We start from the raw sequence: 13,498 nt of genomic DNA, 5'->3' as shown, positions 1-13,498 counted from the left end.
ATTAAAGAATTAAGAATGGGATGATGGAAGATTTCTACTGTTGCGGCTATGTGCGTGTAGAAATGGAATTAATGGAGTTGAAAATCAGAATACCTGTAGTAGGTTTTTGTAGCTAGAAATAATAGTTGATAGCGAAAATACTCTCAGTGTTGTTATCATAGCGATTGAATTCCAATCTCATATCAAGATTTTGTGAGTATGCGTATCTGGTAACGACGTGTGAGGTGAAAAAATGTTTATGTTCACCCAAAAAAAAAGTGCGATAGCTGCCCGAGAACTTGATTCTTAGGTGACTATTAAAATCATAGTAAGCTCCTGCCTCCATGCTTCCGCCGAATCGATAATCCTGTTTTAAGTGATTCGAAAATTCAGTTCTAAGGTCAAGAAATGAAAATAACAACAGAGAAGAAAAAAAGGTGGGACGATAAGACATACCCCTACCGTAGCTACCTGTAATTGCGTTGCAATAATTGCAGTCTCGATCTCTAAGTGTATCAATACTAAAATTTATACGCCAAGAAGGTTTAATGAAAAGTGAATCATATGGGTTGAGCGCGGTAATCGAAAGAAATTTTACTTGATCCAGTCTTACATGCTCAGATTCAAAAAAATACCGAAGTTTGAAATCCATAAAAATAATTTCCGAATCCTTGTCATAACCTTCATCTCTGGCCATTAAATCATGATAGGCGGGTCGGTAAGCAAACTCTATAAATGGTTCTTGGTCATTGTGGCCCATTCCAATACGGAAACGATCAGCACCATGACCAAGATGCGGAGGACTGGTAAGGTATGCTATAGATTTTTCTTCTTCATCGGTTAGTTGCAAGCGGCTTCTTGCCAGTAAAACCGAATGCGGAATTTTGGCGTCATGGTCGCTTTTTTGCCGCATGCCTATATACTGAAGGTAATCCATATACGCATCCAATATAAGCGCTTGGGATTGTGCTGAAAAAAGGGTGAGCGTATCAGAATTTATTGAAATTTTTGCTTCCACTATGTCTTGAAAGATTTTCTTTTCTACAGATGTCATCGAATTTCTTTTTTGGTTCATCAAACTCAAAATCGAGGGGCGGTATACGATATTTTTAACCAGATTATCCTGAGCTAAGACGAGTTTCACAGTATCTGCCGGTATGACACTAAAGAAAAATTGATCCCTTAATCGAAGCTCCGGTCTGGCAATTTCAAGAAGTGAAAGTACATGATATGAACAGTTTTCCTGGAAATAATAATAATCAAAGTATGTACCGCCTAACTCCCATAAATGTAAAAGCATAGTATTCAGTTGGTCTTCGGTAAATTGGAGTTCATATTCCCAAAGATCTCTGCTTTCTAAGTTGTTGTATTCTTGGATTTTTGTGTAATATGGGAAAATTGCAAAACGCCCTTCGAATGAGCCCGTCAATCCTTTCCAGGCATATAGAAATGGATTGTCGGTATCTGGATTGGCGGCATAGTTAGCACCATAATTCGTTAATTTTTTGTCTTTGCGATTTCTACTGTCAATGCGAATCAGCGTATGACCAAACATTGATGCCGGGTTATTCAAATAGTAGGAAGCAAAGACTAATGTTATGCTGACGGGATCCAGCTCATTAATCCAGCGATCAAGTCGGTCGCAGGTTTGTATTTTTAGCCGGGTGGCATCAAACTTCAATTGCTGATTCAGCCATTTGAACCGGGCGGGGAAGTTACATTGTGGATGCTCTTGGTTATTTGTCAGATTATCAAGCGGGAGAAAGAAACTGGCCAAAGTAGCTACTAATTCCGATTCTGGATTGATTTTTCCATCTGCAGAATTAAAAAACTCCATGCCATCCGCCTCACTGATGACACCTCCCAGCAACTGCCGATTGTATTTTAATAAAAGATGCCAGACACTCTGTTCGCCAAGTTTGATTTTTTTTGCTTGCTGTTGAAGTTCAGCGAGATAATTGTCGGAGTCTTTACCTTTGGAATATGTGATTGCAGGTAAAAGGCAAAGCCATAAAGACAGTCCGGCAATAAGGTAAACTCGCACCGCGCAGTACCTATAAAAACAGCGAAATAAACTTTTTAAGCGGATACAGTGGAAACCTGTATCCGTTTGAGCTCGTTAAACTCAGTTCTGTTAGCTGTAACTGCAGGATTTTGAAAGACTAGGATGTTGATCCAATTGGGCTTCAAGATGATTAAGTAACTCGATCGGAGTGGTCTGCTCGCTTGCAATCAGTTGATCGAATTTTTTCTGTACCATGGAACCAAATTCTTGATGAGCTCCGGCTTGGCACTGATATAAGCTAGCTAATGTGTGCAGGTTTTCACCACGACCTTGTGCCATTTCCTTAATCAGGCTGGTATAGTTTTCTGTTGCAAAAACTTCCCGCTCTTTGCTCGATTTTATCAGCCCGCCTTCATCACAATTCGATGTGCCAGAAGTAATTCCAAAAGTTTGAGAGCCGGATGTGCCATTGGTCGTTGCAGCAAAAACCTGTCCAATGCCATCTCCGGATCCCATGACCATAGAGCCCAACCCGCATCCGGCGGAGCCATACCCTGCAGCAAATACTGATAGTGGCAATAAAAGTAACGAAGATGTAAGTGCGATCAAATAATTTTTTATCATTATAAACTCCTTTATAAGAGTAATTAGATTCAAATCTTACTTTATAATGTATCAATAACTCAGATCTGGTTTAAGGTCGACTTAAAACTTAGCTTACCAAATCTCCCTTATCCTTAGATTGTCAAAATGTAAATGCAGGTTATGAATAAATTTAAGATCTGTTATTAATACTGAAGAAATATTACATTTTATTTGGCTACTCGGCTATTAGTATTTTCCTTGTTATGGTTAATTTTTCAGAATTTTACAGTTTATCCAGACCTTTCAGAAATGATATAAATTTTGTGCGATATTTGTATTCATGCCTCGAGAATACATCGGTATGGATCCCATCTGGAATCTTCCAGAGCGTCTTTGGTTCAGCCAGCTTTTCAAAAATCCTATTCCCAAAAATTGGTTCTACGGTTGTATCCTTTTGCCCATGTATAACTAGGGCGGGAACAGGTGATAACGATTCCAAGTTTCTGGGGGCCCAGCGATCGCTCAACAGAACGTAGCCCAATGGTTGTATTAACCAAGTCAACCAATAATGAGATAGCTTAACGCGGGCTATTTCACGAAAAGAATCAAAAGTGCTGTCTGCGACTACTAGCTTTAAATTGGTCGCTGACTTTTTATCAATTGCAGTTCGCAACGCAATTATTCCACCTAGGCTTTGACCATAGATAATAATCGGTTTGCCTTCCGCTTTGTGCTTGTTCACCCAATCAACTGCTGCATGTCCTGATTCGATACAGCTCTGGGGCGTTGGTTTTCCCTCGGAACGTCCAAAGCCGGGGAAATCAAAAATGAAGAAGTTATAGTTTTCTTGACTGATCCAAGCCAAGTGCAGGAAATGTGAAGTTAAGTTTTCGGCATTACCATGAAAAAAAATAACGGTTGCTTTTACCGGATATTTCTGGGCCGGGAACCACCAGCCATGCAGCTTTCTTTGGGATGCATCTGTAAAAAAAACATTTTCTGGCGCATAGCCTGCTGTTTTGGGATCAAAAAAACTATTTTTATTATCCGGGTAATAAAATAAGCTTGAACAGCCATGCAGCAGAGTGATGTAAGGGACTAACAGCAAAAATCGAATGATTACTTTGTTCATTTAACCTAAAGTCTCAATAGTGTGTTACTTAGTTGACTGCTAAAAAACTGCATTTGCAGCCAGTTAAGCGACTATTCTCATTTTTTCTGTTTCCACTTCACATCATTGATTAGGACTTTTGTATCCCAAGTATGACTGCAATCGATGGCTGTTATAAAATATGAAAATATACTACAGCACATCTTGCTGTGCTACATGGCGGGTTTGGTAATGCCACCAGTGAATTCGTTTCTGTTTGAGGCTGCCGAAAAAGCTTTCTAACACAGCATTGTCGAAACAATCGCCGGTGCGACTCAAACTACCCACGAAGCCGTTTATTTCCAGAAGCTTCCGATATTTCCTGCTGATATATTGTGATCTATGATCCGAATGTACTATCAGTCCTGCTTGCAGCTGGCGCTGCCAGATAGCCATTTTTAATGCATCACAAACCAGTCTTGCTTTCATTCTTGAACTCATACTCCAGCCAACCACTTTTCTGGAAAACAAGTCAATGAAGACAACCAGATAAATCCAGCCTTCCCGCATCAGGCGCCGGACTTTCCAGCGACCAACTGGATAACCCAACGCATTGAGCACTTTTCCGATTCTGCGGCTGCCATGGCTATGATTGCTGGATTTCGCTATATCCAAAACCATTCCAAGCATTTCCTCGTGACATGGGTCTGTAGAACAATTATCAGCGAACCGAACATAATGATAATAGGCGCTACGGCTTACACCCATGAGTCGGCACATCAAGCCAACCGGGCAGGTCTTCTTTCTTTGGGTGATGAACGAATATTTCACTTCGTTTCTTTCGCGAAAAAGAGAGAGATTCAATTTCATACCCATCCCTCTGATTGCTGCAAGAGCAAAAAAACATCAGATAAGAAAATCAGAATCTGTTTTGGCAAATTTGTCAGAACAAACCACAATTGAAATTCCTATATCTGTGGGGGTACATTTCAAAATGTGAGTAACTTTTAGTTTAAAAAAATAATATTACTATTAATCATTAAGTTAATTTTCAAATATGAATCCCTCTTTCGCTAAAACAAGCCAGGCAGCTGGTACAAGCTGAACGAGTCAAACTAGTCAGTAATATTGATCCTTCAATTGATCATCAAATCAATAAGCAAAAAGCAAAGGAAGCCACAATCAATTACGTTGAAGCTGTTGCCCTTGAGGGGCACACAAAACAAACTCATACCTGGGTAGCAAGTCATAGCAAGGATGTATTGCGTAGATTTGAAAGCAATGTATTTCCTTATATCGGTTTGTATCCGATTAGTCAGATCGATGCCCCGCAATCACTTAACATGATCCGCATTTTTTACTCCGCCATTGACAGGAGGCGACTTGCTCACGCGGACATTCGCCGTCCTGCCCACCATGCCAGTGGCGCCACGATCAAGAAGACGAGGTACTGTAAGTAGGGGCGTAAACACGATGGCGATGGGGCTTTGCGGATCGGGATGCCAGTAGATCGCATCGAGAAACACGCTGAGCCCCGTCACAGTCACCAGCACAATAACAACGATGCACCATGGCAATAATGCTATGCCTTTGCGCCGCAATACGAACAGCAACGCCGCCATCGCAACATACGGCACGATCAGCCAGACCACCGCAAATCCGAAAGCGCCCACGCTACTCGGCTGAAGCTTGACAATGAAATACAGCGTGAGGCAAACAACAAGTAGCAACAGGATCAGCGTCGGTCGCATGGCGTTCCGCTCTCCCGTCATTGAGGAGTCAGCCGCCATACACCAGCGGCTCGGGGATTTCGAAGTGCTCGTCGCCATTAAAACTTACGCGCCAGCCTCGCTCGTGGCGGATGAAGGTCATGGCCTGCGGTACATCGGTCGCCTTTGGCTCACCCTTGATGAACAGGATGCGCCGCTTGCGGTCGCCCTCCCAGCGCAGCTCCACCGTCCCGGTGCCATCAAAACCGCGCCGCACCACCAGCGCTTCGCACTCGCGAGCCTGCGAATACTTAGGCTCGCAGGGTGTCGTGGTACGGGCATGGTAGGGCGTGCCCGGAAGCACGACGTCAGTCTGACCAGACACCGGTTCGAGCGGTTTGCCTGTAATGCCGATCGACAATGTGTAGTTACTCGCCTCGTTGCGGCGGCCGGCCGCGCGCATCAAAAAGACGCGAATGGTGTAAACACCGTCATCCGGCAGCAAGCCCTCGAAGCGGTTGCCATTCAACATGCCGATTGCCATGGCCGCATCGGCTGAATCCGGCGGCAGCAGGTTGAAGTAATTGGCGCCATTGCTGCCATTGAGGCTCACCATCAGGCGCTGGCCGGCGCTGGCACGCAACTGGTAATCAACAAACTGGCGGCCGACGATGCGATCACGAATGCGGATTTCATTCGTCCCCTTGGAAAACTGCACCGGTTTGATTGTGCGGTCCGGGTCCTGCGCCGTACCTTCCGTGTGCACAGGCGCCCATTCGTAGATGCCGCCATCAGCCATCAGCGAGAAATAGAGCTTGCCATCTTTGAGCAGATAACTATGGACATAGGCCATGTTGCGTGCAATGCGTTCATCCAGGCGTGGCGGCTGGCACAAGGCACGCGTGGCCGCGATGGGGCCAAAGCTGATTGACCCGGAATCCCCGCTTGCTGCCGGGGTGATCTTGAAACTGCCCGTGCCTCGATTGCAGTCCAGCTGCAGGAAGGCTTGACCGTCACGCCCAAAAGTCAGCGTGAAGCGCGCGGGATCATCCACCCGGGTAGTGCCCTGTGCGTCATCCATCGACTGTATTGCGAGCAGCTGCCAGGTGGTGCCGACAAACTTCGCATCAGCCGACCAACTCACCAACGGGAGACTGGCCATCGCTAACCCCCCGATCAATGCATGCAGGCCGCTCATCCGCCGAATACCATCGCTTCGACGATCTCATAGTGCTCATGGCCAGCCCGGATCATGAATACGTCACCTTCCTTTCTCCCCTCGAAAGTCATATCGCTATCGGCCTGGCTCAAGTCGGCGCCGAGTGGTTTTCCATTCTCCAAGAAGATCGTCCAAGTGCGGCCGTTCGGGCGCGTTACCAACACAGTGACGTTGCCACCGCGTTCGCGTGTCACGGTGGCATTGCAGTCCGACATCAGCGTGCGCGGTTTCATCGCGTACTTCACCACAGTATGTGGGTCGTAATGGCCCCGGCTAGCACGTTCGGAGTGTGAAGCGTGACCTGCCGATGCAGCGGTATCCGCCGGTGGTGCAAAGGAGAGGATTTGACACGTGCCGATAGGCTTGTCCTTGGCAGTGTAGGTAATCCGAGGAAGTTGGTCTCCCTGGGACGTGATATCAATATAGACACCAGCGGATTGGGCCGTGATCTGACCTTTTGGACGCTTGATGAGCTTGGTCACCTTGCCATTGACTCGGACCTGTCCCGGCTGGTTAGAATCGGTTGTGATATTCGCACCGTACTTGCCCGCTAAATGAGGGGCGTCGGCACTGGCAGTGCCGGCATAGAGTACTGCTACAACATCGAGTGCGAATCTTTTAATGAGAGTTCTCCTTATTGGGTTGTGAGGGGTGCTGTCAAAAATGGAGGCCATTGACTTAAGCGGCGAGTAGATTTGCATAGTATCGCTGCGTAAATTGTGCTGGCGATAGATAGCCCAATCTTTCTTGCTTGCGCTGTCGGTTATAGAATATTTCGATATATTCGGTAATTTCCTGAATGGCTTGTTGCTGTGTTTTGAATTTACAATGGTGCACCAGTTCGGTTTTAAGTAATCCCCAGAAGCTTTCCATTGGAGCATTATCATAGCAGTCACCCTTACGACTCATGGAAGCGACCATGCCAAATTATTGTAATAGATCTTGGTAATCATGTGCACAGTATTTATTGGCTACCTTGATCTGAATGAGCAATGAGTCCCTTATTTGGATGTTTACTTGCGGTTGCACGAAATAATGCCTGTATAACCAAGCTCTTTGTCATTCTGGAGTTGTCCCCTTTGAACGGACACATTATGTTCTGTTTAAAGGGGAAGAAATATGACACAAAACTATAAACCTGCTTACCCGGCTGAGTTTCGCCACCAGATGGTGGAATTGGTAGCATTAGGCAGATGTCCCAAGCAATTATCCAAAGAATTTGGCTGCCACTACACTTCGATACAAGCATGGTGCCGTGCCACGGGTGTTCGGTATCGGCCACAGGCAACGGCCACTACTTTTGCATCGAGTGGTGCTCCCTTAAATTCTAACGAACGAGAAGAGCTGCTTGATTTGCTATCTTGTTACCATTTCTTCCTCCAGTTACGCTATTTTCTCTTAACTGATCGGCCGGCTACACTAAATCACGTTATAGCTACGTTTTCCAACCGCCTGCTAGAACGTGTTATTATCGCTCTCGAATAAGATGCAAGTTTATCGAATTATTACAAGTGATTATAATGTGCAGCAAGAATTAGAGACAATATGCTCTTACATATTATGATGTAGCTCACTGTTGGAACAAAGTGGTTAATTCAAGATTTTCTTAATATTCATATTTTTTACCCTGCTTTCCATACATACGATATACAAAATAAACCAGCTGAACTACTGCCTTTGATTTTCCCTGCCAAGATTTTTTATGACTGAAACTTTAATTGATTTGATCCGTCACGGTGAACCTATCGGCGGACGCCGCTATCGCGGACACGGCGTGGATGATGTTCTGAGCGAGAAAGGATGGGCGCAAATGTGGCACGCGGTAGGAGAGTACAATCAGTGGCAACATATTATTACGTCTCCGTTGCAACGCTGCCAGGCATTTGCCTGTGCTTTAGGGGAACGTTATGGTATTGATGTCTCCGTTGAGTCATGCTTTAAGGAGGTGGGATTTGGTGAATGGGAAGGATTGAGTCATGATGAAGTTAAAATTGGGCGGGCATCCGAATATCAGGCCTTCCTGAACAATCCTGTGAATGCGCGGCCGAAAGGTGCCGAACCCCTCGACGATTTTGTTCAACGGGTAAATTCAGCCTATGAAGCAGCTATCGAACGCCATGCCGGTCATCATATTCTGATCGTAGCGCATGCAGGCGTGATGCGCGCCTTGATTGCAAAAACAATCCAGGCGCCTACAATCGGTTTATATCGCATCAAAATCAGCAATGGTGGAGTTACGCGTATTCGTCACACAGGATCAGGAGCAGTGCTGGAGTTGTTGAACGGGAAATTGTCTGCTTAGCAGCAGGAAATAGAATTTATGTGTAGTAATTCCGATTTGATCTCTGGCGGATTTAATTCCTCGCCGTTTGCGGCGGTGCGTTATTAAAAATAAATTGTTACGGGCATTCCATTGATTAACCGGTTGTTAACCTGCTCAATAAATTCTAATTGAGCCAATATTGCGGTACGAACCGGTTCAAGGGGATTTACTTCTTCGGTCAGTGTTTTTTGCGTAACACCCGGAACGGAAATTATCTTTGCCTTCGTTTTTTCTCCATTGGGAAATTTCACAGTCACAATTTGTCCTTCTACCGCATAATTCTGGTATTTAGGTGGGATGAAGGCATCGATGTGTACTTTCTCAGGAAAAATAATTTCAAGTAGCGCTTGTCCGCGGCTCAGATATTCTCCAGGCTGCACAAACACTTCGGTAACTATCCCATTTCCTGCTGGCGCAACAAGGCTTAGCTGCTGCAGCTGATCCCGAACCTTTTCAAACTCCAGTTGCATTTGCCTCATCTGGTTTGAAATCCTGCGCATTTCAGAGGATTGATCCTGTTCCTGGTGTTCGGCTTTCTCAAGTGCCACGATATTTTCAAGCGCTCTCTGATACTGATTTTTGGCTGAAGTCATTTCCGCCTGAGTGGCAGCCCCTTGTTTAAACAATGCTTCATAATGCTGCAGGCGATTGTATGCAAACCTTTTGTGTTCTTGAGCATATCCCGATAGTTGTGCCGAACGTGATGAGGATCGCTTGACTTGTGTCAACAGCTTCTGTTGTTCTTTTTTTAGAGCATTCAGTTCAATATGTAACCGGTCATGACTGTCGAGTAATGGAGTGTTGGTCAGCTCAGCCAATGGCTTACCTTCAAAAACTGTTTGCATGGGCTCGACAAATATCTGCTGAACATACCCGTCAACAGCGGTGCGAACTGAAAAATTATTGACTCTAATGCGTCCGCTCGCTTCAATTGCAATGGTTTCCCATATTATTATTCCCAACAAATAAACAATCGGAAGACTCGAAATCGCAACGATCGAATACCAGCGCCAAGGTCTGCCAGGGCGCTTTGCTTCACTATAGTGCACGCGTAGTCCTCGATCGATGTTCGGGGCTTTATTTTCGGGCTGATTAAAGCGGATTTTCATGAAGGTAATGTTCCCAGTCTAACCATGATTGAATAATGAGGCCACTAAAGTTTGAGCTTTGAAGTTGATCTTGAAGGTGCTGCATTGCATTAATGAAATGTTGTCGCGGTTTGTGCGCATAACTATTTTCGGAACCTAATTCCTTTTCCAAGCTTTGCGCAAGACTGAACACCAGCGTCGGATGTTGTTGCATAGCCGATTTGAGCGCCGTGACAATAGCCTGTATGTTCATGGAGTAATACATCACTGTAATTTCTTTGATCCCGATCTTGCCTAATTCACAGGGAATGCATAAACCAAAGGATGAGTCTTTGCTTAAATAACGTGGATGGATGCTGATACCTACAGGCCAAGGAGAAATCGCCGCTACTTGTCGGATTGTTTCGACAAATTCTTCTAGTCTTGCTTTTCCAGACAGCTCCGATTCCAGTTGATCCGGTTCAATATCAAGATGCAATCCATCAAAACTTACGGTTTTCATTTGGTGGATAATTTGTATTAAATGATGGCGATATTCGGGCAAAATCCAATCTGGATCACCTAAAAGTAATTCAATCTTTTTCTTGTGATGATGAGCGTCGTGCAAGAAATTGCGCAGGTTCTTGGGATTATCTGCGGCTTGTGAAATTTGCCGCGCATCAAGAGATACCAGAAACCGATTAATCACATGGGTTTCTTTCTTATTCCATAATCCAGCGTGTGTTATTAATTCATCAAAATTCCACACATAAACAGCCAGTTGACCGGAAATGAATTGCGTACTCACGGGTGTAATAAGTTCGTCTCTGTGTTTTAAAGTGACGTTACCTCCGCTGGTTAGAAATTTTTTTGCTTGATGCAACGGATTGATCAATGAAGTGATGTCAGTTTCCGGATAATTGTCTTCTTCCGGCATACTCGGTAATAAAATAAATTGACGTAATCTGATGTGAAGTTTCCAGTGTTCGGACTCTGCTTCGATATTGTCTACTGCAACCCGGTAGTAGGTATTCAGCGCTTGCAGGTATTGCTCGATTACATCGCCATCCAGCACTTGCAGGCGCAGATATCTTTCACGCAGCAGTTCTTGCGCTGCTTCAAGGCGCGTGCGCTGAAAATTGATTTGCTGAGTCAATTGTTGAAAGCTACTCAGCAGCGCGTGGAATTCATGTTGCAACTCCTGACCCCGCCGTGTGTAATCCGCACGTAAGCTGATTAATTGGCTGTTTAATCGGGATTGTTCGTTTCTCCGATAGCTCACAATTTCCAGCGGCATTCTGAAATTAAAACCCACTGCTCCGCCATAACCCCATTGCATCCCGTCAGGCGGTGATGGATGAGGAATTGCCGGCCCTCCGAAACCGGTTACTGATACATCGGATTCTATTCCTTGCCAATTTTGAGTATCGCGGATATTTTGCAGATTATCTATTTGCGTTTGTAGTATTCTCAGATCCAGCTGATCGACTTCGTTCGGAAGGGTATCCGCAATCTTCCCCAAGGGTGGCTTGACTGGCGTGAAGGGCATTACCGTTGAATTGGTCAAGTGCGCTAATCGCATTAACGCCTGATTACTGTTGTTGTAAAATTCCACCTGAGTGCGTTGTGCCCGCTCAAAAGCGGAAAGAAATTCGAAGTAATCGGATTTGAACAACAATCCTGCTTCTTGCCGCTTGCGTAGTAAATTCTCAACGCCTTCATGACGCAAATGCAGGTAGTTATCCGTCAGCGCCAGGATTTTTTGCGCACTCCAATAGGCGGCGTAGTTTTCTTCTAGAAAAAGCGCTGCTAGCCGTCGGCTCCAGTCTAAACGAATAGTTTCAATTCTTACTTGTGTCGCTGCGTCTTCAATGGCACGTTGCTGTCGCTCCGCACTTCCCAGCAAAGGATAACGCAAGCCGATGCGCGCCATAGGATCAAAGAAGTGTCCAAATGGCTCGCGTGCGTAGGGGCTTTTCTGGAAGCCACCGGATACACCTCCAAATACTTCCAAGCCCTTGAGTGCTTCTTGAGCCAGTAGATTAGATCGCTGCGCTTCTAAATCAGCTTGTGTTTTCAATATCGATGCGGCTTGATCAAGGTGCGAAAAGAAATCGGCAAGCGTTCTTGATTCGGCAAGCGTACTCGAGCTGAGCATTATCAATAAGGCTAGCAGGAATAAACAACGCACGGTTACTGCTTCCCCTTTCTCAATACCCATAGGGGTGCCATAGCTGAATCCAGATGGCCTTTATTGATAATCTGATTCAGGATAGCCAGCGCACTCCAGACGCGGGATATAAATTGAAATGCGGGATAAACCGGAAGAATAAAAATGGCATTGCAGTCTTCCTTTCTTCTATCGGTAATGAATAGCAGATAGAGAATGTACTGAATGGCAATAAGGCAAAAATAGAAGGCATAAACCAATATCATGCTAAGCAAGAAAGCATGGAAAGGAAGCTTCACCGCGATATAAATCGTATAGATCACAATAGAAAAAGGCATGACAATTTGAAACAAGATTCCGTACCAGAAAAGGAAAATGAAATTTCTCCACCCCATCATGGAAGCTGAAATGCCATGCTTGTGCTTGTTTGAATAGATATACCAGAGATCGCCATCCCATCTTAAGCGTTGCTTAAGAAAATCCCAAAAACTTTCAGGTACATCCGTATGAGAAACTGCTCTTGGTTCAAATTCAATTTGTAGATGCGGATAGCGCTTGTAATATTGCTTGATACGCAGTGTCAGATCGAGATCCTCGGCGGTTCCGGTATTCCAGCCTCCCACCTGCTGAAGAAAAGATTTTCTGAAAATACCGAATGCTCCCGGTACGTTATTGATAACGCCCAGGTTCGCAAAACCTAATTTTCCTACTTGCATTGTCAACATATATTCTAAGCTTTGCAGCCGGGTCATGATGGTTTTTCCGGCGTTACGTACTCGCATCGGGCCCGTGACAGCAACCATACCAGGGTTGCGAAAATGTGTTGCGGCATGATGGACCATTTGATTATCAAATGAGGTATCGCCATCCAAAGCAAAGAAAATTTCCCCTCTAGCCCGATTTAGCCCTGCATTGAGCGAAGACACCCTACCTCCGCGCTGAAACTTGGGAATAATGACTAGCGAGCGTTTAGGGTATCGGGAAACTAAAGAAATGAGTTCTACCAGAGCCTGATAAGTGGCTTGGTTTCTTTTTGCCCCGTCCACGATTGTAATAATTTCTATGTGTCCGGAATATACTTGTTCCAGCAATGAAATCACCGTACTTTGGACGGCCTTGCCTTCCGCATAACAGGTAATCGCACAGGTTACGTGGGGATAGTAATGAAGCGTCAAGGGCGCCTCGATAGCGTTCTTGATTAGATAGCGGAATGCGCTCATCCAATTGATAAAATAAAGCGGAAGCTCAAAAAACAGTACAAATGGAATCAGCATGAATGCATACTGAAAATCCTGATAGCGAGACAATGTAGCCTGAAACAGATACCAAGCCTGATTCAGACTTTCCATGA

11 protein-coding genes and 3 pseudogenes are annotated in these 13,498 nt (G+C 45.0%); 3 read left to right on the top strand and 11 right to left on the bottom strand.

Features of this window, described 5'->3' with window-relative positions; translation table 11 throughout:
• Positions 1 to 112 precede the first annotated feature (112 nt).
• From CPG39_RS07900 to CPG39_RS07885, 4 genes and pseudogenes are all read right to left on the bottom strand, one after another.
• Positions 113 to 1,660: a DUF4105 domain-containing protein gene (locus CPG39_RS07900; protein WP_231990244.1), complete on the bottom strand. Its 1,548-nt coding sequence runs from the start codon at positions 1,658 to 1,660 to the stop codon at positions 113 to 115.
• A 453-nt stretch (positions 1,661 to 2,113) separates the two neighbouring features.
• Positions 2,114 to 2,608: a DUF3015 domain-containing protein gene (locus CPG39_RS07895; RefSeq protein WP_096292800.1), complete on the bottom strand. Its 495-nt coding sequence runs from the start codon at positions 2,606 to 2,608 to the stop codon at positions 2,114 to 2,116.
• A gap of 244 nt (positions 2,609 to 2,852) precedes the next feature.
• Complete coding sequence (locus CPG39_RS07890; protein WP_096292799.1) at positions 2,853 to 3,701, bottom strand: alpha/beta hydrolase; 849 nt, start codon at positions 3,699 to 3,701, stop codon at positions 2,853 to 2,855.
• 102 nt (positions 3,702 to 3,803) lie between these two features.
• Positions 3,804 to 4,511: pseudogene (locus CPG39_RS07885) on the bottom strand (IS3 family transposase); the annotation flags it as partial.
• Positions 4,512 to 4,720: 209 nt separating this feature from the next.
• On the opposite strand from CPG39_RS07885, the pseudogene CPG39_RS15030 reads away from it, so the two are divergent.
• A pseudogene (locus tag CPG39_RS15030) lies at positions 4,721 to 4,954 on the top strand (integrase); the annotation flags it as partial.
• 39 nt (positions 4,955 to 4,993) lie between these two features.
• Here the strand turns inward: CPG39_RS15030 and CPG39_RS07880 are convergent.
• From CPG39_RS07880 to CPG39_RS07865, 4 genes and pseudogenes are all read right to left on the bottom strand, one after another.
• Positions 4,994 to 5,296 (bottom strand): hypothetical protein, encoded by a 303-nt coding sequence (locus CPG39_RS07880; protein ID WP_145956223.1) that lies wholly within the window; start codon positions 5,294 to 5,296, stop codon positions 4,994 to 4,996.
• 142 nt (positions 5,297 to 5,438) lie between these two features.
• Complete coding sequence (locus tag CPG39_RS07875) at positions 5,439 to 6,566, bottom strand: META domain-containing protein (protein ID WP_096292797.1); 1,128 nt, start codon at positions 6,564 to 6,566, stop codon at positions 5,439 to 5,441.
• Entirely contained in the window at positions 6,563 to 7,288 is a 726-nt protein-coding gene (locus CPG39_RS07870) for a hypothetical protein (RefSeq protein ID WP_096292796.1), read from the bottom strand. Before CPG39_RS07870 ends, CPG39_RS07875 begins: the two co-directional genes overlap by 4 nt.
• A pseudogene (locus tag CPG39_RS07865) lies at positions 7,266 to 7,659 on the bottom strand (transposase); the annotation flags it as partial. The gene CPG39_RS07870 and the pseudogene CPG39_RS07865, both read right to left, overlap by 23 nt.
• Positions 7,660 to 7,706: 47 nt before the next feature.
• On the opposite strand from CPG39_RS07865, the gene CPG39_RS14355 reads away from it, so the two are divergent.
• Both CPG39_RS14355 and CPG39_RS07860 read left to right on the top strand, forming a co-directional pair.
• The gene (locus tag CPG39_RS14355) at positions 7,707 to 8,072 is read left to right on the top strand and encodes a hypothetical protein (protein WP_145956222.1); all 366 of its coding nucleotides are present in this window, start codon (positions 7,707 to 7,709) and stop codon (positions 8,070 to 8,072) included.
• 217 nt (positions 8,073 to 8,289) lie between these two features.
• Positions 8,290 to 8,889 carry a histidine phosphatase family protein gene (locus CPG39_RS07860; protein ID WP_096292795.1) on the top strand — a complete coding sequence of 200 codons (600 nt, stop codon included), beginning with the start codon at positions 8,290 to 8,292 and terminating at the stop codon, positions 8,887 to 8,889.
• Between the two features lie 83 nt (positions 8,890 to 8,972).
• Here CPG39_RS07860 and CPG39_RS07855 read toward each other — a convergent pair whose 3' ends face one another.
• Genes CPG39_RS07855 through CPG39_RS07845 form a run of 3 tightly spaced genes read right to left on the bottom strand, consistent with a single transcriptional unit; the run spans position 8,973 to position 13,496 of the window.
• A complete protein-coding gene (locus CPG39_RS07855) occupies positions 8,973 to 10,019 on the bottom strand; it encodes an HlyD family secretion protein (RefSeq protein ID WP_096292794.1) in 1,047 nt (348 codons plus the stop codon).
• Positions 10,003 to 12,198, bottom strand: coding sequence for a TolC family protein (locus tag CPG39_RS07850; protein ID WP_096292793.1), 2,196 nt, complete (start codon positions 12,196 to 12,198; stop codon positions 10,003 to 10,005). The genes CPG39_RS07855 and CPG39_RS07850 overlap by 17 nt, the downstream gene beginning before the upstream one ends.
• Complete coding sequence (locus CPG39_RS07845) at positions 12,171 to 13,496, bottom strand: glycosyltransferase family 2 protein (RefSeq protein WP_096292792.1); 1,326 nt, start codon at positions 13,494 to 13,496, stop codon at positions 12,171 to 12,173. Before CPG39_RS07845 ends, CPG39_RS07850 begins: the two co-directional genes overlap by 28 nt.
• Between the last annotated feature and the right edge of the window lie 2 nt (positions 13,497 to 13,498).

The sequence above is a fragment of the Nitrosomonas ureae genome (genome assembly GCF_900206265.1).
GTDB classification, from domain to species: Bacteria; Pseudomonadota; Gammaproteobacteria; order Burkholderiales; family Nitrosomonadaceae; genus Nitrosomonas; species Nitrosomonas ureae_C.
This window is presented reverse-complemented; position numbering and strand designations above follow the sequence as displayed.